Below are 24,152 nucleotides of genomic sequence, written 5' to 3'. Positions count from 1 at the left end.
GGCACAGCGCAAGGAATGAAGGTCATGCAACAGACAGCCGATCGATCGCTCCGGGAGCTTCAACGTGAAACCGAGCAGACGCGCGCCGGTCTGACCCATACGGTCGATCAGCTCAAGGCGAGCGTTACGGATACCGCCAGCGAGATTCGGCAGCGGATCAGTCCCGAGCACATCAAGGCGGAAGTATCGAACTATGTCCGCTCCAAAGGCGAAAGCATGCTGGAAGACATAACGGCTGCTGCGCGCCGCAATCCGATGCAGGCGGTAGCCGTCGGCGCAAGCCTCGCCTATCCATTGCTGAGGTTCGCAAGGTCTATTCCGTTGCCCGTGTTGATGGTCGGGGCCGGACTATTCTTCGCCGGCTCCAAGAGCGGACAATCCATCACACAAAAAGCCTCCGACATGGCGTCCGACCTGACGGACGAAGTCGGCCGGCGCAGCCAGGAGGTCTCGGCGCAAGTCGGGATGACGGTCAGTGCCGCAAAGGATGCGGTTTCTGATGCCGCCGAGCGAGTCGGGGGAGCGCTATCCGCCGGAGCGGACCAGGTTCGCCGCACCGCAACCTCGCCGACCGCAGAGATGAGTTTGGCAGACCGGTTAAAGGATTCGGCCGCCTCTGCCGGGGACGCGATCAACACGCGTGTGACCGGTTTGAAAGAGGGCGTATCAGACCTCGCCAGTTCCGCGATGGATTCGTCGCGTATTATCGCCGGCGACGCAGCCGCTGCCGCGAAAAGCGCGGCCTCGTCTGCCGCGGATAGGGGACTGGAAGCTGCGCGGGATGCACGGGACAAGGCATCGGATTATTCAAATCGCGCCGGAAAGACCTTGGTGGACACGATCCAGGCCAATCCCCTTTTGGTCGCGGGCGTCGGCTTGCTGATCGGGGGGCTGATCGCCAGTGCGCTTCCCAAGAGTGAGCTGGAGGAGGATCTCGTTGGCGAGGCGGCCGCTGCGGCCAAAAGGCGGGCGAGCGAAGCCGCTTCCAAAGGCTTCGACGCTGCCAAGGGCGTAGCAGGCGAAATCCTTGAGAACGTGGCGCGGCAGGCCGGTGCGGAAGGCCTGACGCCAGACCAACTCGACCAATCGGCCCGCGATCTTGGGCAACGCGTCAGGCGCGTGGCTGAAAGCGGGGTCACGACCGCGTTCGATCCGGACAAGTCATCTCAAACAAACACCGGCGGAGGAAACCAACATGGCTGATCCTATTGGCACTGCACATCAAGGCCTGGCGTCTTCCGGCCAGGGCTCGGCAAGAGCGAAATTCGACGAGGCCGCAGCATCGACCAAAAGTCTGGGCGAGCAGGCAATGTCGGCCGGCCGGGACCTTACGGACAAGGCAAAGGACATTGCTGAAACCTCGACCGACGCCATCAAGGGCCAGGCGTCCGATCTGATCGATGCCGCCAAAGATGTTGCCTCTCAGGCCACCGACAAGTTGAAGGACGCGGTCAACGATCGAAAATCGTCGGGCGCGGAATACGTCGGCAGTCTGGCGAATACAATCCGGCGCGCGGCACGGGAGTTCGATAAAGACCTCCCCATCGCCGGCACCTATATCCGAAAGGCGGCTTCCCAGATCGAGGGCGTTTCCGATCACATTCGCAACGGCAATCTGAACGACGTGGTTCGAAACGCGCAAAACTTTGCGCGCCGTCAGCCGACGGCATTCCTTGGTCTGGCGGTCCTGGCCGGTTTTGGAGCCGTTCGTTTCCTCAAGAGCTCGTCAGGCGATGAGGGGACGGATTCCGCAAGCAAGCCAACGGGCGGCCGTTCATCCGAAGACAACCGAGGATACCGCGATGACTTCGCGAACTGATCGCTCGATCCCGGAATTGTTCAGCGACGCGTTCGCTCAGCTTGCAAAGTTGATTGGCAACGAGTTTGCACTGGCTCGCGCCGAACTGTCCGAAAAAGCCGGACAGGCGGGGAAAGCGGCCGCCATGATGGGCGCGGGCGCGGTGATCATGATTCCCGCTCTCGTCATGCTGTTGTTCGCCGCGGCGGCGGCGCTTATGCATGCCGGCATTTCGGACCCGCTCGCATATCTGATCGCTGGTGGTGGTGCCGCCATCGTATCCCTTGGGCTTATTGCGGTCGGGATCAACCGCCTGTCCGGCGATGCGATGAAGCCGACGGCGACGATTCAAGAAATCGAGCGTGACAAGGCGGCAGCGAGGGAGATGGTTCGATGACCGATATGACTGAAAAAGGCTCGGACTTTATCAGGGATCTGGGGGATGCAGCGCGCCGCAATCCGGTCTCTGCGGCCCTGATCGGAATGGGGTTGGTATGGTTGTTCGCCGGCAAATCCGCCGTAGGAGGGGGCGATATCCTTCATAGGACAGGCCTGGATCGCCTTCCGGACGCGGCAAAGAACACGGTGAACGCCGCGCAGGACCGTCTTGCATCCGCTGCAGACGCGGTCCGTGAGACAGGCAGCGACGGTATCGAAACCGCGACCCGCATGGCCTCGGAATATGCAAAGTCTCTGCCGGACTCCGCCGATGTCTTTGGCAACGTGCGAGAAAACCTGACAGACCTGTTCAAGGCCCAGCCCCTGGCCCTCGGCGCCATCGGATTGGCCATCGGTGCCGGCATTGCCGCGGCCTTGCCGGCCACGGAGATCGAAAATTCCTACCTTGGCGAAACCAGCGAAACCCTCAAAAGCAAGGCGGCCGAGATCGCAGGGGACCAGATCGAGAAGGCCACTTCGCTTGCGACGGACGTTGTCGAAACAGTTGCGGAAGAAGCGCGCAAGGAAGGCCTCACGATGGATGGCGCCAAAGCGGCGATGAGCGACCTTTCAGGCAAGGTCGGCCGGGTTGTCGATGCGGCGGGAAAGAGCGTGTCGGAAAGCGCGCGATGAACTGGAAGTTTGGTCGATAACTAAAAGGGAGGAAAAATGAACGGTATTATTTATCTGGTCGGACTGGTTGTCGTGATCCTGGCCGTGTTGTCGTTCTTTGGGTTGCGGTGACATGGTGAAACCGATTGAACCCGCGACTCCCATGGGAGTCCTCCCGAGATATCTGCATTGGACGCCGGTGATCCTCGGCGCGCTGGTAGCAACCGCGCTTTCGTCGATTCTGCTGGCCTTTGGTGCGACGATCGGGCTCGGCATCTCGTCGACCGCGCCGACCTGGCGGGACGCGTCCGCTGCACTCTGGATTCTGTCGGGCCTTTATCTCATTATTCAGGCCGCACTGAGTTTCGGAGTTGGAGGCTATCTTGCGGGGCGGACCAGCTTCGGTCTGGCGGCTTCGGACAGCACCGAAATCGAACATCGCGACGGTTTGCATGGGCTCGCCGCCTGGGCGCTCGCCGTGGTGCTGGGCGTGGCGCTGGCGGCGTTGCTTGGAAGTGCGACCCTGACGCGATCCGGCAATAACGTGTCCTCAGCACGAACCAGCGCTGCGGAACCGCTGCTAAGCTATGAACTCGACCGCCTGTTCAGGCCATCGCGTCGCCCTGCGAACGCGGACCTTTCGCAGGAACGGGCGGAAGCGGGAAGAATTCTACTGACGTCATCGAGCCACTCCGGGATGAGCAGTGAGGATCGAACCTATCTTGCTCAAGTCGTTGCGGCGACCACCGGTCTTGCCGGACCGGATGCGGAAAAACGTGTCGACGGCGTGATTGCAAGCTCTCAGTCCGCGATCGCGAAATCCCGCCGCAGTTCGGTGATCCTCGCGTTCTCCGTCGCTGCGGCTCTGTTATTGGGTGCTGTCATCGCATGGGCCGCCGCCGGCATCGGCGGCCGCCACCGTGATGGTGCGCCGGTGCCGCACTGGATGGGTGTCCATGGCTCCGGAGGTGCCTATCGACGCGAAATCGCTTGAGAAGTTAAAGGGGCGAGGTTGATCAGATGAAAAACTTCAACCTCGCCCCCGATGCCGTATTGATCGCATGCCCAAAATGCCATGCGTGGCCGATGGCTATAAACATCGTGAAGCCATCCTGGGCGTCTCGGCCGACGATGCAATTTACCTGCGCCAAATGCCATTCCACCTCTGATCAGAAAAGCGGGCCTTCTCTATCGGGTTCGCCGGCCCATCCTGATATCGACCGCAGCTGATGTGGCGGCAGCCAGGCATCGTCTGCGGTGAGCACAGCGCGATTTGCTTCATTTGTAGAACAAGCAGTCCGCGGTTTTTGGAACCCTCGCGTCGGCCGGTCGTTGAGACCCTGCACCCATCGTTAAAACCCTGCATGCGAAGGCAAGGCGATGTCTGAGGTGTGGAATATTCTCAAGTCTGCTGTCACCGGCTTTATCGCCAATGAAGCCCTGACGAGGGGCGCGGCAATTTCCTTTTACGCTGTTACGTCACTGACGCCCGTGCTTCTGATCGTGGTGGCGGTTGCCGGCATTGCTTTCGGGAGCGACCTGGTACGCGACAGCTTGATCCGGGAAATGAGTGGCGTTCTCGGGCAGGAAAGCGGCGATTTGGTCAAATCGATGCTCGCCAAGTCAAGCGATCCGAAAACCGGTACTTCCGCCACGATCTTCGGGGTCGTCATGCTGCTGGTCACAGCTTCAGGCGTGTTCGGAGAAATGCAGTCCGCGTTGAACAAGACCTGGAAGGCAAAAGCGCCGGACGAGCCGGTTTTTTCGCTAATCCGCAGCCGCGCCACGAGTCTGGGCCTGGTCGGCGCCCTCGGCTTTCTGCTGATGGTTTCCCTTGCCGTCAGCACAGGCCTTTCCGGACTTGCTGATTACCTTGGTAGCAAAAATACATTGACCCCTTTCATCCTGTCCTGCGTCAACACGCTGGTTTCGGTTGCCCTTTTCACGGCCCTGTTTGCAGCCATCTATAAGGTTCTACCCGATACCCCCATCGGATGGCGGGATGTCGGCACCGGAGCGTTTCTGACGGCACTCTTGTTTACCGCGGGCAAGGGACTGATCGGTTGGTATCTCGGAACGACGGCGACGAGTTCGGGTAACGGAGCCGCGGGCGCCTTAATCGTTATCCTGCTCTGGACATACTATTCCGCGCAGATTTTTTTGTTTGGGTCGGAGGTGACCAAAGCCATTGCTGACGTTTGCCGCAAACCCATGGCTTCTGAGGTGCGTCGCATCGATAATTCTTCCGAAGTGGCCCGAAGCAGATCTTCGTAGATCAGCCCTCATGACCCTAGTCGGCCTGGCGAACGTTGCGCCGTCCTGTCAGGCACCTTGGCGGCGCCGAATGAATCGCCGATTGAAACAATCTTGTACCACCCCGTTTTATATCAAAAGAGGTGGGCTATGGATGAAATCGAGGATCCCGGCGACCTGGAACGGAAGATCGACCAAGCGAGCCGGATCGCCTCCAGGGTGAATGACCCGACGACCTATCAGCGCCTGGCCGCTTGGGTCGACGAGCTAAGGCAGAGGCTGCAAAAGGGTCTTGCTGCCAGGCGGGCTCGGGAAAGAATCAGAATACGCGCCCACGAGCTATGGGAACAGCACGGTCGTCCAGTTGGGAGGGATGAGGAGTTCTGGCTCCAGGCGGAATCAGAATTAAGCGAAGATCGAAGCGAGTAAGGGCAGCCACGCGCGCGCGTAGAGAACGGCTGAAGCAGGCCCGCGTTCTATTGCCATGGGAAGAATAGTGCCGGTAACCGCCGACACGTTCCTCAACGTTCCCGTGTTCGTCTCGCATCTGTTCTGGAGAATCTCGCGAGCGGGTTCAGACGCTCTAATCATGGCCTGGAGATTCTTTTTTCTCTGCGAACTTCGTACCAAAACCCGGAAGTCCGGCGTTGTAATTCTCCTCAGGTCAAAGGGTTTTGCAGATAAGTTCCAAGGCCGATGCTACGATAGCTAGGTCGATGTCGACCTCAAGCCCTGTGCTGGGATCATTCCAACTGACACGTGGATGATCGGCAAGATCGAGATTTACTGCGCCCGGATGAATCCAAGGAAGCGTAGAAAGTGGATAACTAGTATTTTGTTGGCGATTCGCAGCAGCCAGGTTCTCGAATGACGATGGAAGTCTCGTGAAGAAAAGCAAGCAGGTCGGCGCCAGCGATGCGACCAGGAAAAGCGCGACCAAGAAAGGCAAGAAAGTCTCGGGTTCGGTGATCTCGACGTCCTCGCCGCTCGGCATGTTGGCGCTCCATCTTCGCGAGCAGTGGAAAAAGTCCGGTCGTGACGGGTTAGTGTTTCTCGCTGAAGACGAGAACAGGGCCGAGCGGCTCGGCGGCATCGTCCATGCACTTGATCCATCGCTCGATGTTCTCGTATTCCCTAGATTGAATACGTTGCCCTTCGATGGGCTGGAACCGTCACGCGAGATCGCTGGCAGGCGGAGTTCGGTCTTGCGCCGTCTTGCCAGAAGAAAGAAGCCGATTCTGCTCATCTCGACGGCAGAGGCGATCATGGAGCGGCTGCCCTTGCCGACGAGTTGGTCGCGCATCAGCCTAAGCCTCAAGGTGCGAGCGTCGTATGCCGAGCAGGACCTCAAGGCACGCATTGCGGAATTGGGCTACGATCTCGACGAAGAGGCTGAATATCCGGGCGCCGCGCTCTTTCACGGCGCGACGTTCGAGATCTTCCCGGCCGGTGCTCTCGGGCCGTACCGGATCGAGCATTCCGGCGGTGCGATCCGCAGAATTGTTGCCGTCGACCCGAATGAGCACGACGTCATATCCGATTACAAGGAACTGGTTATTGATCCGATGTCAGAACGCCTCGCGCTGGGCGGCGACCGGGCGCAGCGGGCTATCTTCCCGGACTATTTCGATCGCGCACGTTGGATCGCGGATGCAAAAGTTCCGGCCCACGCTGACAGCTGGCTGAGTACGATCGAGGAGGCGGCCGGCCGCAGGGATGCGGAACGCGAGTATCTAGGGCGAGGCGACTGGAAGAAACTGAAGAAGCGCACGATTGTGCTTCCTGCCAGGGCGGCGTTTGTGGCCACGCCCGACTTCTCGAAGGTCGCGGCACCGAGGAAAGCGCTTCGCGCGTTCGTGGCCCGTGCGGAACGCGCCGGATCTCGTTTGCTCTTCGTCGCCGCTGTCGAAGACGATCTGCGCGCGATGGAGCGCATGAGTGGGGTCAGGGCAGAGCGTTTCGCCAACTGGGACGAGGCGGCGGAGGCCAGAAGACGCGAGGGCGCGCTGTTGGCCGACTTCGACGCGGGCTTTTTCGCTCGCGGGAAAAAGCAGACCTTGGTTGTGACCGCGTCTGACGTGCTCGGTAGTCGTGCCCATCATCCGCAACCGATGGCCAAAGCCTGGACAGTCGCCTTCAATCACCCTGATATTCCTGAGCGCGGCGCGGCCGTCGTTCATCTCCAGCGTGGCTTGGCTTTGCTTGATGGTTTGCAGACCCTCGACATGGGCAATGGTACAAAGCGCGAGATGATAAGGCTCGAATTCGCAGGCGATGATGCTGCGTTTGTTTCTCCGGCCGATCTCGCCTTGATCTGGCCCTACGCCTCAGAGCCCGGCAAGCTCACATTGGACAAGGCCGATGGCAGCACGTGGTGGAACAGACGTGGGGAGGCCGAGCAGGAAATCGAAGCAGCGGCCAAGCAGCTTGCGAAACATATCGCCCAACGACGGCGCCGGCGTGCTCCCAAGCTGGTCGCTCCGGGGGCGGCCTATGAAAGATTCGTCGCGCGTTTTCCCTGGTTCACGACGGTTGATCAGGCCAAGGCGACCCGGGACGTGCTGGACGATCTGGCGGCTGGTCACCCGATGGACCGGGTGGTCTGTGGTGATGTCGGCTTCGGCAAGACTGAGGTCGCCTTGCGGGCGGCGGCGGCTGTCGCGCTGTCAGGAAAACAGGTCGCTGTTGCGGTTCCGACCACCGTCCTGGCCAGACAGCATGTCGAGACGTTTCGCAAGCGGTTCGGCCCCTTTGGAATCGAGGTGGCGAATTTGTCGCGAGCGGCAACGGCAGCGGAGATACGGGATACGAAGGAAAAACTCTGTCGCGGTAAGCTGAAAGTCGTTGTCGGCACACAGGCTCTCGCCTCGGCTGACGTGAGGTTTGCCGACCTCGGTCTCGTCATCATCGATGAGGAGCAGCATTTTGGTGCGGCGGAGAAGGCGAAACTTTCAGGCCTTGCGAAGGGCGTCCATACCCTTTGGATGAGCGCCACGCCGATACCGCGCACGCTGGCGGCGGGTCTTGCAGGATTCAGGGACCTCAGCGTTATTGCTACGCCACCAGTTCATCGGCTGCCGATCGTCACCAGGGTTGCTCCGCTATCGGACGCCGCGATCGCCGCGGCTTTGCTGCGTGAGCAGCGACGCCACGGGCAGAGTTTTCTGATTTGCCCCCGTATCCAGGATCTGGAGCCGATGCTCGCAAGGGTGAAGTCGACGGCTCCGGAACTTCGCATCGTATGTCTCCATGGTCGGTTGCCAGCCGCAGATATCGACGATCGAATGATGAGCTTCGTCGAAGGTGAAGCAGACGTGCTGCTGGCGACCAATATCGTGGAGAGCGGCCTCGACATTCCCCGGGCGAACACCATCGTCATCTGCTGGCCGGAGAAGTTGGGTCTGTCGCAGCTTCATCAGCTAAGGGGCCGCGTCGGACGGGGCGGCACGCGTGCTTTCGCGTATTTGTTAAACGAGTCGAACTCCGAACAATCCGAGAAGCGTTTGGCAGTGCTGGAAGAGTTCAGCAAGCCCGGCGCCGGCTTTGCCATCAGCGAGCGTGATCTGGATCTCCGGGGCGCCGGAGACCTCCTCTCCGAACAGCAGTCTGGGCATCTGCAGGTATTCGGGCCGATGCTCTATAGCCATCTTGTCAAGCGGGCGTCGGAGAAGGACACCGACCGTGGCGCCGAGCTGTGGGTGCCTGATCTGAACTTGCCGATCGCCGACATGCTGCCCACGGGCTACGTACAGTCGGACGCTGTTCGCCTGGAAATCTATGGCCGAATTGCCAGATGCCGCACCGAGGATGATCTCGAGGATTTGGAGGACGAAACCGCACGTCGTTTCGGCAGGCTGCCGCCGGAAGCGCGCGACTTTTTCGCGGCCGCAAGGCTCAGGCTCGATTGCAAGCGGCGTGGCATTATGAGGCTCGACGTCGGCCCCGAGGCTGTTGCGGCGACGTTTCTCCCTGGTCGGCTTCGTAAGTCGAGAGCGAAGTCGCTAGAGCGCGAAGGCGATCGCGTGGTCTATATCGGCAATCGTAATGCGAAGCCGTTCGAGCGAATAAGCGACTTCCTTGAGTTGCTGGACGAGTAGTTGGCTAGAGCCGTTTCATAACATTCGATGAGGGAATGGCCGCTGTTGGCGGATTTTGTTGAAAAACTCGACTGTTGAAGCCGAAGGAGATCGCTTATCCATTCCCCTTAGCGGGTGGAGACTTGAATCGATGATGGGTCCTCGGCAGGTCGATCAGGCGGCACTGTTTTATGAGTTCTCACTTGAGCGACACGTTCCGGCCGGCCACTTGCTGAGGTCTCGCTTTGTCGATTTGTCAGAAGTTCGCGGCCATCTGGCGCCATTTTATAGCTCGACCGGCCGGCCTTCGATTGATCCCGAACTGCTCGTCCGGATGTTGCTGGTTGGCTACTGCTACGGCATTCGCTCCGAACGGCGGTTGTGCGAGGAGCTGCACCTGAATCTCGCCTACCGCTGGTTCTGCCGGCTCGGCCTCGATGGCGAGGTGCCGGACCACTCGACTTTCTCCAAGAATAGGCATGGCCGCTTCCGCGATTGCGATCTGCTGCGTAAGCTGTTCGAGACCGTAGCCCGACGCTGCATGGCAGAAGGGCTGGTTGATGGGACGGCCTTTGCTGTCGATGCCAGCCTGATTGCCGCCGATGCCAACAAGCAGCGCTCTTCTGCCGGGTCTGATGATATCGACTGGGAGGCCGTCGCCAAGACGCGCCGATCCGTCCGGGAACATCTCGATACCCTGGATGAGGCTGCCTGGGGCGCAGCCAGCGAGACGGTACCGAAGTTCATCTCCAGATCGGATCCGGCCGCGCAATGGACCGGCGCTCACAAAGGGCATGCCTTCTTTGCCTACGCCGACAATTACCTGATCGACCTGAAGGCAGCGATCATCGTCGATGTCGAGGCGACGCGAGCTATCCGGCAGGCCGAGGTCGGTGCGGCACGCACAATGATTGAGCGCACCGAAGATCGCTTCGGGCTCTGTCCCGAGCGCTTGGCCGCCGACAGTGCTTACGGCTCAGCCGAGATGCTGGGGTGGCTGGTTAACGAGCACGCGATTGAGCCGCACATTCCGGTGTTCGACAAGTCGGCCCGGGACGACGTTCTCCCGCGAAGACTTCGCCTACGATCAGGAACACGATCTCTACGTCTGCCCAGCCGGCAAGGTACTGAGCTCTACCGGAACTCTGGTGAATGATGGGGCAACACTGCTCTACCGCGCCAGCAAATATGACTGCGATGCTTGCGAACTGAAGCCGCGGTGTTGTCCGAAAATGCCTGCCCGCAAGGTCCCGCGTTCAATCCACGAACAGGCCCGAGACGTTGCGCGCGACATCGCGAAGACCGATGCCTATGTCAGGTCGCGCCGTGAGCGGAAGAAGATCGAAATGCTGTTCGCGCGTCTGAAGCGCATCCTGCGCCTCGATCGGCTCAGGCTGAGAGGTCCATTTGGTGCTCAGGACGAGTTCCTGCTGGCTGCCACCGCCCAGAACCTCCGAAAACTGGCAAAGCTGATCCCGCTGCGTGGCCCAATGCCGGCCTGAGAGCAAACAAACTCACGTGCGCCCTGATTCCTTGCAACATCCCAAACATTTGGGACGCCGACTTCTTCAACACAATCGGCGCAAAGCGGTCCATCACGAAACATAGCCGACCGTTGACGGGCCGTGCGATGAACAAAGCGAGCAGTGCGGGTTCGCCTGCTCGTGCGATATTGCCGCCAAATCTACGATCAAAGAGGAGAGACCATGGCCCGATCGAACGGGAAACATTAATTTGCGGGCACTGGACTACGGCAATGAACGACGAAGCAGGGCGTTTCTGGCGCGGTGGTTCAGTAGAGCAATGAAGCAGGACGAACTAACCCATTGATTTTTGGTGGGCCCGGCAGGACTCGAACCTGCAACCAGACCGTTATGAGCGGGAAGGGGGACCCGGAAAATACTGAAAACATGGATGAATTTGGCGACGATTGGTAGCGTTTGTTCACGTTCGGTAGCGGCGTGGCGTTGGTTTAAAGTTGGTTGGCTCCGGATCGAGTTATTCACCGTTTGGTCTGAAGCCTCTTGTCATCGGTTCCCAGGTTCGAGCACTGGTGCGCCCACCGAGCTCTTCAGGTCATGCTGCTCCTTGCTGGCTAGCGATGGATGCTGACTGAACACGTCCTGCACACAAGTACGATGATTGCGATAGCACAAGCAGCAATCTGGGAAGTCCGAACTCGCCCTGGAAAAAATCTACCCCCCGACCCTCGGTTAGCCGCGTTCGCGCGTCGCTTTCGCCATTGTCTCGAGAGTCTCGGTCCCGTCGGAGGCGCCGGTGTGGCAGTGCAGGATCCCATGCAGGTCCCTGTCCCTGACGAGTTTCGGCAACTTTCCCTTCAGTGCCCGCTCGATCTCGTCGCGGCCCTCGCGCAATTCCGGCTCGATGAAAGGCAGGCCAAGCGCCCGGTAGATGTCTTCCTCCTTGGCGCCCCTCACGCTGCGGCCCTTGTGAAGTCCGTCCGCTTCGAGCCGCATACGCTTCTTCTGAGCCAGAGCCCGGACGCCGTCCAGATGCGCCGCCGAGCCCGTCGCCTGCAGCAAAGCCGCACCGAAATGTTTTCGGTCAGATGAACCTTCAGCCCCGAGGAATCGAGCACGGCCGGCTCGTTTTCGGACGGCGGAGCCTCGGCCACTAACGCGAGATCGCCGACCAGCTCGCAGCCGCGCCGGAAGTCACTGGCAACGGTGAGCCGGGCCGGGCGCTGCGCAGCGATGCCGTCGCGTGCTCAAGCAGGGCCGCAGCGCGATACAGGTGCAGCCGTCCGCCGCCGCTCTTGGCGATGGCCAGGTTCTGCAAAATCAGGTCTGCAGCGCCGCGCCGAGCCTGGCCGAGGCGTCGCACTCCGGTTTGAACTGACCACCGGCGGTATCGTCAGGCGCATTCCCAAGGATCAAGTTGCTGATTCTCCCCGTAAAGGGGCGGGATTACTCTGCCCGTCTTCTTCAGAACGTCGCTTTTGGTCCTTTCGTTGCCAATCATCAAGCGTCTTGCGAGGAACGGTTTTCTCCGCCGGCTGTGCTTGATCCCGATCATTAACGACCTTCATGATTCGCCTCCAAAGCCTTCCTGAATTATTGATTCGATGCCGCGCGGCCCCCGTCTACGCCGCCCTGCGAGAGCGTTGCGTTGGCTGCCCGGCGAACTCACTGTCGTCGGCGACGCCGACGCGGTGCCGGTACACCATTTCCCAGCCTTTCCACCCCGTAAACAAGAGTCCGGCCACTGCAATGGCCGACAGGATCAGACCTTTGGGAACGATTGCCGACGTTCCTTCGCTGTATCGAGCATACCAGTTGTAGAATTCGACCAAGACGACCAGAACATTGCCGCTGGCGTGGAGCCACGCGTCATTCAGGCTGCGGATACGCTGATCTCCGAGCACGTCGACCAGACCTGCGATAGCCGCTAGTGCAGCCATCACCAGAGCCGCACCCAACAGCCATGTCGCGGATGTCGCAACCGTCGTATTGCCGTTGCTCCAGAACACGACGTCGCACACCAACGTAGCGACGAAAAAAGCGATCGGGAACGGGATCAGCATTGGATGGACGGGGTGCCCAGCGACGCTCGCGGTACTTCGCGGGTTGCTCATGAAAGCCTCCTCTTAGTTTCCGAATTAACGTCCACTTGAGGACGGAAGTTCCTAGCAAGCTCTCCGATGCGAAACTCTGATGCTGTCGGTGAAGGCGGAAGCGAATGCCGAAATCTGCTGGCCCGCCTTTGGTCCGCCCCTCGGGAAAATTCGGACAAGCTGACGCGACAGGATCAGATCGGCTGCAGGTGCTCGGCACATCATCCCGCGCAGGTCGCTTCGAACTGATAGAAAGAAGTCTCTCTGCCGAGGCGCCCAGGATACGGGATCACGGCACCCGAACCGGCTCCCGCGACCTGCATGCGCAAGTTCTGTTATCGGCGCCACACCGGAGCGTCGAACGGCGACGACGTCGCCGGCGACCGAAGAGCTGCCTTGGGGACAACTACCCCACTAAGCTTGGCGTTATGGAGGGCGTAGCCGAGGCGCGTCCCCGTCTCACCAGCGCCCATCTAACGGGTGAACCGCGGACCCAGCGCCCTGATAGCAAGCCCAGGGGCCGATTGCTTGGACTCAATTGCAACGATGGCCTTGTTGGCGAGCCATATGCGATGCCGGCACTTGCGATTTGCCGCGAGCCACTCGTCAAGAATAATGCGCGCGCAAACCGCCTCAGTCATCGAATATGGGTAAGCCTGTCTAGTTGCTTCCAGATAGGCTAAGGCGATGTCCAGTGAGGACTGAAGGACCGGGTCGGGCTGTTCGAACGGCCACGGGTACCGCATGACGCTTACTCAACCGTGATCTTTTCAGCAGGAACGTCATCGCCTTATCTTCGTTCCTAGCGCGGGCCACCACTGGTCATGGGCGGCTCAAACACCGGGCGGCCCCTTAAAAGGGCCGCGGGCCGTCCGGCTCCTCGGCTCCTGAGACCATGATCTTCGGCGGCGGTTTTTACCGGCTTGGGAGACCGCTTCCGACCGCACCTGGAACTTCGATTGTAGTTCGGCGCGACTTGCCAGCCAATCGAACCGGGAGACCCCGGCGTAGGCCGATATGGGCTATTTGTTACCGCCTACTGGCGAGCGCCAACGCCTCGTTGGGTGCTTGCCCCGATGAGGAAATTAGGCGACATCGTCCCTGCGAGCGAGGATGACGTCCGCAGCGGTTGCGGCATATCACCGATTGAACTCTTCAACGTCCACGCGCTGACTAGCGACGGGTACGCGCTGTTGGAATTGCGGCGGGCGAGTCTCTCTGCGCTCGCGCGGAGGCCGCTCGGACGGGTCCCGGACCACCTTAGCCCGCAGCTCCATCAGGTCAGTGAAAGTGTCCGCCTGCCGACGGAGTTCGTCGGCGACCATCGGCGGCTGGCTGGCGATGCTGGAGACCACCGTGACGCGGACGCCGCGGCGCTGCACCGCCTCGACCAGCGAGCGGAAATCGCCGTCGCCTGAAAACAGGATCATCTCGTCGAGATGCCCGGCTAGCTCCATGGCGTCTACCGCGAGCTCGATATGCATGTCTCCCTTGACCTTCCGGCGGCCGGAGGCGTCGACATATTCCTTGGTCGACTTGGTGACGACGGTGTAGCCGTTGTAGTCGAGCCAGTCGACCAGCGGGCGAATCGACGTGAATTCCTGATCCTCGATGATGGCCGTGTAGTAGAAAGCGCGGAGCAGGCTGCCGCGGTTTTGGAATTCGCTCAGGAGGCGCTTGTAGTCGATGTCGAAACCGAGCGTCCTAGCCGTGGCGCGAAGATTGGCGCCGTCGATGAAGAGGGCAATCCTGGGTGATGCGGGCGACATTCTGTGGCGCTCGAATTGGCCAATGCGGGCCGTCCGCACGGGCGCTGGTTAACCGAAGCGATCCGAAGTTGAGATTGGGGCGGCCTCAGTCGCCGCTCACATTGCTCATGACCCAAGATCAGGCGGGAGCAAACGCGCTCTCAGTCATCGGACCTTGCCCAAGGAGCACCGATGATGGCGCTGATCATACCACATATGTCGGGTGCCCGTCATTAAATTTCACGCCTTTCCGATGGGGCAAGCTGTTCCCAGTTGCGCGAGATTTTCCAAACCTTTTTCATGAACACTTGAACCCGCTCTGCGAAACAGAGACAGACGACACGATGCCGGACCAACTCCCTCTTTCTGAAATTCGACTGAGAAAGCGTGGCCGGGCCTGTCAAGTGGTGCCTGTGCACGACCGACGGCCGCGCGTCATGCTGGGATCGGCGGGTAGCCGGACCGCCGCCAGGTACCAAGCCAATCGTGCGCTGTTTCTTATGCTGCTGGCTTCGGTCTGTCGACTGCCCCCGCGGGCGCATTTCGCGGTGCAGCCGTTTAACAGCCGCGTGAGACAAGTTCCAGCGACGAAAGCTGGTCGGCGCGAGAGATCAAATCGGTCCTGAGGAAAGCTGGTCGCCAATCGAAGTTTCAGTTCCAATCCGTAGATTTACGGAATCCAAATCGCGCCGCCACCGTGCTCTAGTATCGCGACACCGGGCAGGCGCAATTTCATCAGCAATCGATATTTCCGGTGGGCCGCAGGCCGATTGGCTGCGGCCATTTTGTTTTTCAGCTTCCGCCCGCCGGGCCCGCTTTTCCGGACTTCGGCTGCTAAGCACGCTGGAGCACCCCGCCGACGCGCCGGTGAGGCGCGCAGTTCGCGCCGCGACCCGGCCGGCGCTGCGAATCGAAGACTAGCTATTGTCCGCTTCGATCTAGCTCACTCTCGGGAGGCCCCGGTCGTACTCCGATGGCATGCGGAAGAATCCGGGCCGAGCGCTGTCGGGTAACAGAAGGGTGTCGACTTTGAAAATCGGCGCGCTCGGCTTCCAGTTCATCCAGCGCATCGAATCGAGATATGGAATGGGCGGAAGGGGCAGCAGATTGCCGGCGGTGTCCATGGCCAGCTTAGGCGAACCGTCCATGCCCCAGGCGCCGAACGGCATAAGCATTGTCGCCAAGGCAAAGGCGCCGGCCACGATTTTTCGGGTTCGGCCGCCAAATGTCTCCGCACCGGCGGAGTCGAGTGCGCGAGTCCTGATCATCTCATCCTCCCATCGTTGAAAAACTGATCCATGCGATCGTGAGAAGGCTGAGGGCGAACATGAGCCAATGCATTACAGCCGCCCCGCTCTTGCGCGATCGAGATTGCATGCGTGTGCTCATCTGAGTCTCCTTGCTTTGCGTTCCTTTCTCTTTGGTGAGTGGTTAGGGAGCCCGGCCGGTGGCGGCTGGGCTCGGTCTCGATTAGAAGTCTATTGGCGGCGCGGCAGGCTCCGCCTCGGACTTCTTCGGCTTCTCGGCGACCAGCGCTTCCGTGGTGATCAGCAGCGCCGCTACGGAAGCCGCATCCTGCAACGCGGTGCGAACAACCTTGGCCGGATCGATCACGCCTGCCTTGGCTAGGTCCTGGTATTCGCCGCTGGCGGCATTGAAGCCCCAGGTGTAGCTGGAGTTCTCCAGCAGTTTGCCGACCACCAGCGAGCCGTCTTCGCCGGCGTTCTGCACGATCTGCCGCGCCGGCACCTGGATCGCGCGGCGCACGATGTCGACGCCGGCCTTCTGGTCGGCATCCGCGGTCTTGATGCCATCGAGCGCCTTCAAGGCGCGCAGCAGCGCAACTCCGCCGCCGGGCAGGATGCCTTCCTCGACTGCCGCCCTGGTCGCGTGCATCGCATCGTCGACGCGGTCCTTGCGCTCCTTGACCTCGACTTCGGTCGCCCCGCCGACGCGGATCACGGCGACCCCGCCGGCCAGCTTCGCAAGCCGCTCCTGCAGCTTTTCGCGATCGTAGTCGGAGGTGGTCTCCTCGATCTGCATCTTGATCTGGGCGACGCGGGCCTCGATGTCCTTCTTGGACCCCGCACCGTTGACGATGGTCGTGTTCTCCTTGTCGATGACCACCTTCTTGGCGCGGCCGAGCATCTTGAGCGTGACGTTCTCGAGCTTGATGCCGAGATCTTCCGAGATCGCCTGGCCACCGGTCAGGATCGCGATGTCCTCCAGCATGGCCTTGCGGCGATCGCCGAAGCCCGGAGCCTTCACGGCCGCGACCTTCAACCCGCCGCGTAGCCTGTTGACGACGAGGGTTGCCAACGCTTCGCCTTCGACATCCTCGGCAACGACGAGCAGCGGCTTGCCGGACTGCACGACGGCCTCGAGCAGCGGCAGCATGGACTGCAGGGTCGACAGCTTCTTCTCATGGATCAGGATGTAGGGGTCTTCGAACTCGACCCGCATCTTCTCGGCATTAGTGACGAAGTAGGGCGACACGTAGCCGCGATCGAATTGCATGCCTTCGACCACCTCGAGCTCCGTATCGAGGCTCTTGGCTTCCTCTACGGTGATAACCCCGTCGTTACCGACCTTCTGCATGGCGTCCGCAAGAAAACGGCCGATCTCGATATCGCCATTGGCCGAGATGGTCGCGATCTGGGCAATCTCCTCGTTGGTGGTGACCTTCTTGGCGTGCGCCTTCAAATCATCAACGATGGTTTCGACGGCAAGATCGATGCCGCGTTTGAGATCCATCGGGTTCATGCCCGCGGCGACGGATTTCGCGCCTTCCTTGACGATGGCCTGGGCCAATACGGTCGCGGTGGTGGTCCCGTCGCCCGCGAGGTCGCTCGTCTTGGAGGCGACTTCGCGCACCATCTGCGCGCCCATGTTCTCGAACTTGTCCTCCAGTTCGATCTCCTTAGCGACGGTCACGCCATCCTTGGTGATGCGCGGCGCTCCGAAGGATTTCTCGATCACCACGTTTCGCCCCTTGGGGCCAAGCGTCACCTTGACCGCATTCGCCAGCGTATCCACTCCCCGCAGCACCCGGTCGCGGGCGTCGGTGGAGAATTTCACCTCCTTGGCAGCCATGTTTGTTGCTCCTCTCTCCTCAATGACTGTCGGCTTCGCAAGTTGTGGTCAGGCGGCTTTCTTGACCGAGCCGGTCTTGTCGATCACGCCCAGAAGATCGCTCTCCTTCATGATTAAGTAGTCCTGACCGTCGATCTTCACTTCGGTGCCCGATCATTTGCCGAACAAAACCCGATCTCCCGGCTTGACGTCGATCGGGATCAACTGGCCTTGCTCGTTTCTGCCACCCGGGCCCGCGGCGACGATTTCGCCTTCCTGCGGCTTCTCCTTTGCGGTGTCGGGAATGATAATGCCGCCGGCAGTCTTCTCCTCGGCATCGATGCGGCGCACCAGCACGCGGTCGTGCAGTGGCGGAAATGCATGCACATCCTCCATGTCAGTTCAGCGATGTCCAAAAGCCGGGTCTGGCAACCGGGCCCGGCGAAAACGAACTAGGAAGCGAAAAACAACCGTGCAAGTGGTCGTCGGAAAAATTTTGGTTACTCCGGCCGTCCGAGTGACAGCCGCGGTCTCGAACGACGGATTTGGCTCGACCAGTTAACCGGGAAGCTTCCACTCATCGCCCTCGCTCCGTAGCTGACCGCGGATTGAGCCAGTGTGCCCAATGTAGAACGCCCGCCAAGAACGACGAACATGGACGACTTTCGCGCCTGGTGATGGCTGGTCCGGCGGTGCTGTGGGCAGGTCTCATGTTGGTCGCCGGCCTCCTGTTCATTCTAGGTCCGTCCGACGGGTCAAAACCGGCGGAGCTTGAGCCGCCACGCCCGCAGGTCGCTGCATTCGAGTCCTTTGGAGGCGTGGGCGTTATGGAAAGCCAGGGGTCAGCGCCGCTTCTTTTCCTGCTTTCGCTTGGCCTTCATCACGTCCGCTTGCGTCCGATAGGCCTTTGCCAAGTTCAAGAGACTTTCCGAGATTTCGGCATCGGCGGTCACTCTCGCTTTACGCTCGGCCTTGTCCGCTTGCTTTCGCAGGAGTTTGGTTTCCTTTGCCATGGCGCCTCCCGCACGCGAATGAACATCATGCTCTGACTATCCTTCTACATCCATTATATCGCGCTACCTCTGTTTCGCACAGATAGGCGATGCCCTTCCCCTGGGCGGGCCGACGTACTGCGATCGAAGTCAGCTTGCCTTCCTGTCGACGTGCTGGAAGGATGCTGGCGTGATCTGCGGCTCCTCGAGATCGAGCAGTGCGTCGATCGCCTCTTGGAGACGGGAGGGACTCGCCAGCAAGTTGCCCTTCGAGTGCTCCGTCTCGATCTGATAGGCATCAAGAGCCCGGCGCCGCAGGATGTCGCGCTTTTGGGTGGGCGACAGATTGCTGTCCAGCAGCACCTGTTTCGGATCTGCGTAGCTCTCGGCAGGTTCAGCCCCAGGTCCGAACCCGTGGCGGGTCACCTCCGGTCTAAGGGTCCGCTCGATCCATTCCAGCCTCCGTCGGCGGTGCTGGCTGGCGGCGCGGCCTTCAGGCTCGGGATTGTCCGATACCAGGCGTGGCTTCGATCCCTGTGTCGGCAAGTCCTGCGCCGTGTATTGCAGACCTTGGCGATGTGCATATGCGATAGCGGCTTCGGCAGACGGGAACGAAAGTTCGACCTGCGAGAGGGTATCGTCGTCGGCGGTCCAACCCATCAGGGGTTCGATGTACGGGGCCGAGCGGCGCTCGAAACGCAGCTTCCATTGCTGGGCACTCGTCCGTCTCGAAGTCATCGGCGAGGCGGCAGACTTGTAGATCACGGCCTGCGCATCCGCCGGGAATACCGACTTCGTCACCGGCGCCTCTGGAACGGGCCGTCGCGCCGTAAAGTCCGAATGAGCCGATAAAGGCGCGATGTTCATGAACGCCTCCCTCGAACCAGGCGGGCGGGAGCGAGGCTTCCGTCCGCTTCGTCTTACTTTCCGGGTCAGGCCGCCTGCATTGAACTGCCGACCGTTGCTGCCTGTAATGTCGATCAAAGCATCAGCGGCATGCTCCGTATGGCTGCACAAAACTTAGGAAGATGCGATTTAGCTGCAAGGGGTGTGGAGAAGACTGCGGCATCTACCCGCCGACCGAGCAGCGCGTCAAAGTTCGTCACTCCTCGTTCGTCTGGACCATTCGAGCGCCTCGCCGAGCGGCGATGCAATTCTGCGGCCAAAGCGAACGGCCGGGCGCTCATCGCCATTGCACGTTGCTGATCTTGTAAGCCTTTGCGCCGCTGGGTGTCAGAACCTCGACAGTTGAATCTTTGGCCTTACCGATCAGCGCACGGGCAAGCGGAGAGAAGACAGATATCTTGCCCTTTCTAGCGTCAGCTTCGGGCTCACCCACGATCTGCCATAGCCGCTTCTCATTGGTGTCCTCATCAATAACAGTTACCGTTGCGCCGAATTTCACTGTGTCGCCGGACAGCTTGGAAACATCGATCACTTCGGCCCGAGCGAGCTTGCTTTGAAGGTCCGCGATCCGCGCCTCATTGAAGTCCTGCTCAGATTTAGCAGTCTGATACTCCGCGTTCTCGGGCAGGTTCGGGTCGTCCGCAATGGCGTCCTGAATGCGTTCGCCGGTCCGAGGGCGCTCGATCTGGATTCGGTGTCTAAGTTCAGCGTGAAGGACGGCGTAGCCCTCGCTGGTCACAGGCAGCTTCTCATAAGATCTGTCAGTATCCTGATTCATTGGGCACTGCCGAATCCAACGCTTATGTGCGGACGCGACTTCACTCCCATCGCCTGTCCTGCATCGACAATCAAGGTGCGGGGCATCGGTTCCTAGTCGGGTGAAGAAATCCGCCTCGAGGGTATCGCGTCCGATCGAGCTAGCAAGGCGTACAGCCGAAAGGGCGAGGCGGAGTGCGCGCGCTTGAGCAGGAACGCGCGGCGAAGGGACTGCCGGGATGCACGCCGAGTCTCCCTCCAGAGAAGCCATACTGCTCCATCTCGCCGCGAGAGTGGCGTCGGTGTGGCCGGCGCCGGCTGATTTTGGAGTAGGCGACGCAGACGTTCTGGATCCGCGTCGCCGCTCTGATAAGGTCATTGGGCTCGACAGCAACCCACTTGAGACACAAGCCACGGTGTCCGCACTGTTCAGCCTTGCTGAACGGCCGCCTGCCGGCGCACACGGTCGTCTACAAGCTTACGCCTTGCGCCTACCGGATGCTGCTGAAATTGGCGGCCGAAGCTTGCTGCCGGAAGCGGGAAGGACATCCTTGAGCCGCGCCCGCAGTACTCCGCTGACCTTTTGTAACGCCCGAAACTCGATCTGGCGGACGCGCTCGCGTGACACCTTCAGCGTTGCGCCAAGCTCCTCCAGAGTCTTCGGCTGATCAAGCAGGAAGCGCTCTTCAAGGATGTGGCGTTCGCGAGACGACAGGACAGCGAGAGCGTCTCTCAGTGCAGTCCTTAACCGGTTGCGATCTTCCGCTTCCGATAACAGACTTTCCGGGTCCCGCGCCGGGTCAACCAGCCAGTCTTGCAACTGTTCGGAAGCGTCCTCCCGAGTCGTGGGCACGTTGAGCGAAACATCGCCGCGCATCCTTCCATTCATGTCGACCACCTCGTGGTAATCGACCTTCAGTTGGTCGGCAATGTAGTGAACGTGCTCGGGCGATAACTCCTCCTCGCCTGCGGAAATTCGGTTCTTCAGTTTTCGCAGGTTGAAGAAGAGCTTCTTCTGGGCGGCGGTAGTGCCTATTTTTACGATCGACCAGGACCTCAGGATGTACTCGTGGACGCTCGCCTTGATCCACCACATCGCATAGGTAGCGAGCCGAACGCCTTTTTCGGGCTCGAACCGCTTCACAGCCTGCATCAGGCCTACGTTTGCTTCCGAGATCAGGTCGGCGATGGGAAGACCATAGCCGCGATACCGCAGGGCCGTCTTGGCAGCCAGCCGAAGGTGACTTGTCACCAGGCGATAGGCCGCTTCGCGGTCGCCGTGCTCGCGCCAGCGGCGCGCGTACATCGCCTCGTCGGCCGCACTCAATAGTGGAAATGTTCGAATGGCGGCCAGGTAGCGGGGGAGCCCGCGTTCCGAGTTAACCGTCGGCAGATTCGATACAATTGAAAGGGTGCTCATATCCAAATCCTCCTCAGAGCAAAATGGGTGCGAGCTACCGTGCCTGCGCTTAGGCCCGGAAATGGCGCCAAAGCGCAACAAGCCGGTGGCATCGTCAGAATTTCGTAGCGCGCGAATTGTTCCACGAGCTTCCCATCCGTTTTGCCGCAGGAGGCCGTGACGCCAGCTTCGCGCCGACGGGGGGTTGCTCACTCATCCACAGACACCGGGTTTACCCTCAGGAAGAGCACCCCTTGCAGATATCCGGGACAATGTCCTCTGCCCGGAAAGTCCGGGTTCGCACCGTACCTCGGTTGGACGGCGTACGCCGACCAGACACCCCGCTGCGGTGCCTCCGTCTGAACGACCGCGTTGGAACCGCTATTCGACTTTGTCCGTGGCGCGCCAGAACACGGCCGACATTATGAAAGCTGCGAATAAGCCGTACATCGTTCATCCTCCCGCATTAGCCGCCGTTTCCTTGCGGCGGGACCGCCGTGCCAATCCGATGAGGCCTTGGCGGCGGTCGATTTAGGATAGATCTGCGCGGCGTCAAGAAGGGCGATTCGCTCTGGAAGCATCGCCCGGCTGGGCCACTCAGAGAGAACCATCACTGGCGCCGGTTCATACGGACTTCTGGCTCCCCGTCCTGCTCGTCGGTTTTGAAAGTGCCCGTTTGAAAAGGTATCAGGCGCGCTAGCGGCACTCTTGAAATCAAACCAAACTCTTCTAGTTCATGTGGTGCCACCAAATGCGTGGCATCGGAGGCCGTCAGGATTCGGCTGAGGCCGTCGATGATGCCGCATCGCGTGGCGGTTCAAGTCGACGGCAACGACAACCAGCAAATCGGAAAGGAGGCGGCCTGACAAGGTGGTTCAACGCTGTCAAATCCCTGCCGCGCATGGGGTCAAGTGAACATGAGAGGAGGCAAATGCTATGGCACTACGCGACCTAATACCGCGGAATAACGGCTCTCGTGATCTGAGCGTACCTCGCAATGATCCCAATCCGTTCCTCGCGTTTCACCGCGAGATGAACCGGCTGTTTGATGATGCGTTCCGTTCCTTCGATATCACTCCGTTCAGCTCCCGGGCGATGGGGTGGCCGAGCGTCGAAGTCAACGAGACCGACAAGGCTGTCACGGTCCTCGCCGAGCTTCCCGGTCTCCGGGAGAAGGACGTCACTGTCGAATTGCGGGACGGATTGTTGACCATTAGCGGTGAGAAGAAGAGCGAGACCGAAGACAAGGAGCGGCGCTTCAGCGAGCGCTTCTACGGGCGCTTCGAACGTTCCATCCCGATCGATGACGTCGATCAGGACAAGGTCGCGGCGTCGTTCAAGGATGGCGTTCTCACCGTGACGTTGGCGAAGTTACCTGCCGAGCAGCAGAAGGTTAGACGGATCGCCATCAACGACAAGTGAGCCAAGGGCGGGCGAGCACTCTCGCCCGCACAGAATGCAGTGATCACCAATGAAAGGTCACCGAACTCTGACGGACCGGTTACGAGCCGGAGTGATCTCCGGAAACCGAGTGAAGTTGAAAGGAGCCAATGTAAGGAGTTGCAACCATGCACACCGTCTGGAAAAAAGACATGATCGCCGACGCGGTAAATCTTGTGATCGGCGTGGGTTTGTTCTTGTCACCATGGATCTTGGGGCTCTCCGCCGAAAGCCCCACGAACTGGAATGCCTGGTTGACCGGGATCCTCATCGCCGCGCTCGCAGTAGCGGCGCTGGCTGTGTTCGGAGAATGGCAGGAGTGGGTGGCCCTTGCCGCCGGCGTTTGGGTGGCGATATCGCCGTGGGTGCTGCAGTTCTCGGCTAACGCGACTGCTACACCGGTCCACGTTGTTGCCGGGATCGTGGTGGCGGCCGCTGCTGCTCTACGACTCTGGTTTCTCCAGCAGAGCCATCCTCGCGTGACGGCGTGACAAGCGAGGGGAGGCCGCCGGGCCTCCCTTCATCAGTCGTCAGCGGACCGGAGACAGGTTCGAGCACATGGGGCACACCGATGGTGCGCGAGGTGCCTCGAAGACCAATGACTTGACCAGTGATGGCACCACCACCGCGACCGTTCTGGCGGCTGCGATCGTCCGTGAGATGCTACGTCGGTCGAGGGATCTGAAGCGCGGTGTAGAGAGCGACGGCGCTGCTACCGCGAAGGTCGTCAGCGAGATTGGGAGGCTGCCGCCGACCACGACGCGGCCGCCGTACGGCGGAGACCGAGAGGTCCATGCCTGCCGTGAACATGAGAAACATTACGCCGAACTCGGCCAGGAACCGGGTTTCGGCACTTTCCGCGAGAGCATCTAAGCCATGAGGTCCAAAGCAGTCCTGCGAGCAGATAGCCCAGCACCGGCGGGAGCTTCATTCTCGCAAGAATCATCACGGCAGTATGGCCTGCGTAGAATGCTTGTTGGGTCCGATCCGGCAGCCGCATATATCATCGGCGGCGCCGCCCCTATGTCGTCCACCGCACTGACGGTAAAGCAAGTAGCCGAGCAGGGCGAATTCGCGAGATTGCAATA

At 60.5% G+C, this 24,152-nt stretch carries 21 protein-coding genes and 2 pseudogenes; 12 read left to right on the top strand and 11 right to left on the bottom strand.

Going from position 1 to position 24,152, the window contains the following annotated elements; genetic code table 11:
* The first annotated feature begins 24 nt into the window (after window positions 1–24).
* From ABIE49_RS12935 to ABIE49_RS12895, 9 genes and pseudogenes are all read left to right on the top strand, one after another.
* Complete coding sequence (locus tag ABIE49_RS12935) at window positions 25–1,203, top strand: hypothetical protein (RefSeq protein ID WP_192737466.1); 1,179 nt, start codon at window positions 25–27, stop codon at window positions 1,201–1,203.
* Entirely contained in the window at window positions 1,196–1,819 is a 624-nt protein-coding gene (locus ABIE49_RS12930; protein ID WP_192737465.1) for a YtxH domain-containing protein, read from the top strand. The genes ABIE49_RS12935 and ABIE49_RS12930 overlap by 8 nt, the downstream gene beginning before the upstream one ends.
* 16 nt (window positions 1,820–1,835) lie before the next feature.
* On the top strand, window positions 1,836–2,195 hold the full coding sequence (locus ABIE49_RS12925; protein WP_354066806.1) for a phage holin family protein: 360 nt from the start codon (window positions 1,836–1,838) through the stop codon (window positions 2,193–2,195).
* A gap of 5 nt (window positions 2,196–2,200) precedes the next feature.
* Window positions 2,201–2,869, top strand: coding sequence for a hypothetical protein (locus tag ABIE49_RS12920; RefSeq protein ID WP_354066805.1), 669 nt, complete (start codon window positions 2,201–2,203; stop codon window positions 2,867–2,869).
* Between the two features lie 142 nt (window positions 2,870–3,011).
* The gene (locus ABIE49_RS12915) at window positions 3,012–3,842 is read left to right on the top strand and encodes a hypothetical protein (RefSeq protein WP_354066804.1); all 831 of its coding nucleotides are present in this window, start codon (window positions 3,012–3,014) and stop codon (window positions 3,840–3,842) included.
* Between the two features lie 386 nt (window positions 3,843–4,228).
* On the top strand, window positions 4,229–5,122 hold the full coding sequence (locus ABIE49_RS12910) for a YihY/virulence factor BrkB family protein (protein ID WP_192737461.1): 894 nt from the start codon (window positions 4,229–4,231) through the stop codon (window positions 5,120–5,122).
* A 129-nt stretch (window positions 5,123–5,251) separates the two neighbouring features.
* Window positions 5,252–5,530, top strand: coding sequence for a DUF2934 domain-containing protein (locus ABIE49_RS12905; protein WP_192737460.1), 279 nt, complete (start codon window positions 5,252–5,254; stop codon window positions 5,528–5,530).
* Window positions 5,531–6,093: 563 nt separating this feature from the next.
* Complete coding sequence (locus tag ABIE49_RS12900) at window positions 6,094–9,198, top strand: DEAD/DEAH box helicase (protein ID WP_192737698.1); 3,105 nt, start codon at window positions 6,094–6,096, stop codon at window positions 9,196–9,198.
* A gap of 130 nt (window positions 9,199–9,328) precedes the next feature.
* A pseudogene (locus ABIE49_RS12895) lies at window positions 9,329–10,679 on the top strand (transposase).
* A 711-nt stretch (window positions 10,680–11,390) separates the two neighbouring features.
* Here ABIE49_RS12895 and ABIE49_RS12890 read toward each other — a convergent pair.
* The 11 genes and pseudogenes from ABIE49_RS12890 to rpoH form a co-directional block, all read right to left on the bottom strand.
* A complete protein-coding gene (locus ABIE49_RS12890) occupies window positions 11,391–11,720 on the bottom strand; it encodes a hypothetical protein (protein ID WP_354066803.1) in 330 nt (109 codons plus the stop codon).
* 350 nt (window positions 11,721–12,070) lie between these two features.
* The gene (locus ABIE49_RS12885; protein WP_192737459.1) at window positions 12,071–12,226 is read right to left on the bottom strand and encodes a hypothetical protein; all 156 of its coding nucleotides are present in this window, start codon (window positions 12,224–12,226) and stop codon (window positions 12,071–12,073) included.
* Window positions 12,227–12,280: 54 nt separating this feature from the next.
* The gene (locus tag ABIE49_RS12880) at window positions 12,281–12,772 is read right to left on the bottom strand and encodes a DUF2231 domain-containing protein (protein WP_192737458.1); all 492 of its coding nucleotides are present in this window, start codon (window positions 12,770–12,772) and stop codon (window positions 12,281–12,283) included.
* A 1,118-nt stretch (window positions 12,773–13,890) separates the two neighbouring features.
* Complete coding sequence (locus tag ABIE49_RS12875) at window positions 13,891–14,520, bottom strand: LabA-like NYN domain-containing protein (protein ID WP_192737457.1); 630 nt, start codon at window positions 14,518–14,520, stop codon at window positions 13,891–13,893.
* Window positions 14,521–15,437: 917 nt separating this feature from the next.
* Complete coding sequence (locus ABIE49_RS12870) at window positions 15,438–15,767, bottom strand: hypothetical protein (RefSeq protein WP_192737456.1); 330 nt, start codon at window positions 15,765–15,767, stop codon at window positions 15,438–15,440.
* A 202-nt stretch (window positions 15,768–15,969) separates the two neighbouring features.
* Window positions 15,970–17,592 carry a chaperonin GroEL gene (groL, locus tag ABIE49_RS12865; protein ID WP_354066802.1) on the bottom strand — a complete coding sequence of 541 codons (1,623 nt, stop codon included), beginning with the start codon at window positions 17,590–17,592 and terminating at the stop codon, window positions 15,970–15,972.
* A gap of 48 nt (window positions 17,593–17,640) precedes the next feature.
* A pseudogene (gene groES / locus ABIE49_RS12860) lies at window positions 17,641–17,967 on the bottom strand (co-chaperone GroES).
* 446 nt (window positions 17,968–18,413) lie between these two features.
* Window positions 18,414–18,584 carry a hypothetical protein gene (locus ABIE49_RS12855; RefSeq protein WP_192740760.1) on the bottom strand — a complete coding sequence of 57 codons (171 nt, stop codon included), beginning with the start codon at window positions 18,582–18,584 and terminating at the stop codon, window positions 18,414–18,416.
* A 129-nt stretch (window positions 18,585–18,713) separates the two neighbouring features.
* Complete coding sequence (locus ABIE49_RS12850) at window positions 18,714–19,430, bottom strand: NADH dehydrogenase ubiquinone Fe-S protein 4 (protein WP_192740759.1); 717 nt, start codon at window positions 19,428–19,430, stop codon at window positions 18,714–18,716.
* Between the two features lie 316 nt (window positions 19,431–19,746).
* The gene (gene greA / locus ABIE49_RS12845; RefSeq protein ID WP_192740758.1) at window positions 19,747–20,247 is read right to left on the bottom strand and encodes a transcription elongation factor GreA; all 501 of its coding nucleotides are present in this window, start codon (window positions 20,245–20,247) and stop codon (window positions 19,747–19,749) included.
* Between the two features lie 456 nt (window positions 20,248–20,703).
* Window positions 20,704–21,645 carry an RNA polymerase sigma factor RpoH gene (gene rpoH / locus ABIE49_RS12840; RefSeq protein WP_192740757.1) on the bottom strand — a complete coding sequence of 314 codons (942 nt, stop codon included), beginning with the start codon at window positions 21,643–21,645 and terminating at the stop codon, window positions 20,704–20,706.
* A 915-nt stretch (window positions 21,646–22,560) separates the two neighbouring features.
* Between rpoH and ABIE49_RS12835 the strand changes: the two genes are divergently transcribed.
* From ABIE49_RS12835 to ABIE49_RS12825, 3 genes are all read left to right on the top strand, one after another.
* Window positions 22,561–23,046 (top strand): Hsp20/alpha crystallin family protein, encoded by a 486-nt coding sequence (locus tag ABIE49_RS12835; protein WP_192740756.1) that lies wholly within the window; start codon window positions 22,561–22,563, stop codon window positions 23,044–23,046.
* Between the two features lie 146 nt (window positions 23,047–23,192).
* Window positions 23,193–23,555 carry an SPW repeat protein gene (locus ABIE49_RS12830; RefSeq protein ID WP_192740755.1) on the top strand — a complete coding sequence of 121 codons (363 nt, stop codon included), beginning with the start codon at window positions 23,193–23,195 and terminating at the stop codon, window positions 23,553–23,555.
* Between the two features lie 112 nt (window positions 23,556–23,667).
* A complete protein-coding gene (locus tag ABIE49_RS12825) occupies window positions 23,668–23,937 on the top strand; it encodes a hypothetical protein (protein WP_192740754.1) in 270 nt (89 codons plus the stop codon).
* The last annotated feature ends 215 nt before the right edge of the window (window positions 23,938–24,152 follow it).

This window comes from Bradyrhizobium sp. OAE829 (assembly GCF_040546575.1).
GTDB lineage: Bacteria > Pseudomonadota > Alphaproteobacteria > Rhizobiales > Xanthobacteraceae > Bradyrhizobium.
This window is presented reverse-complemented; position numbering and strand designations above follow the sequence as displayed.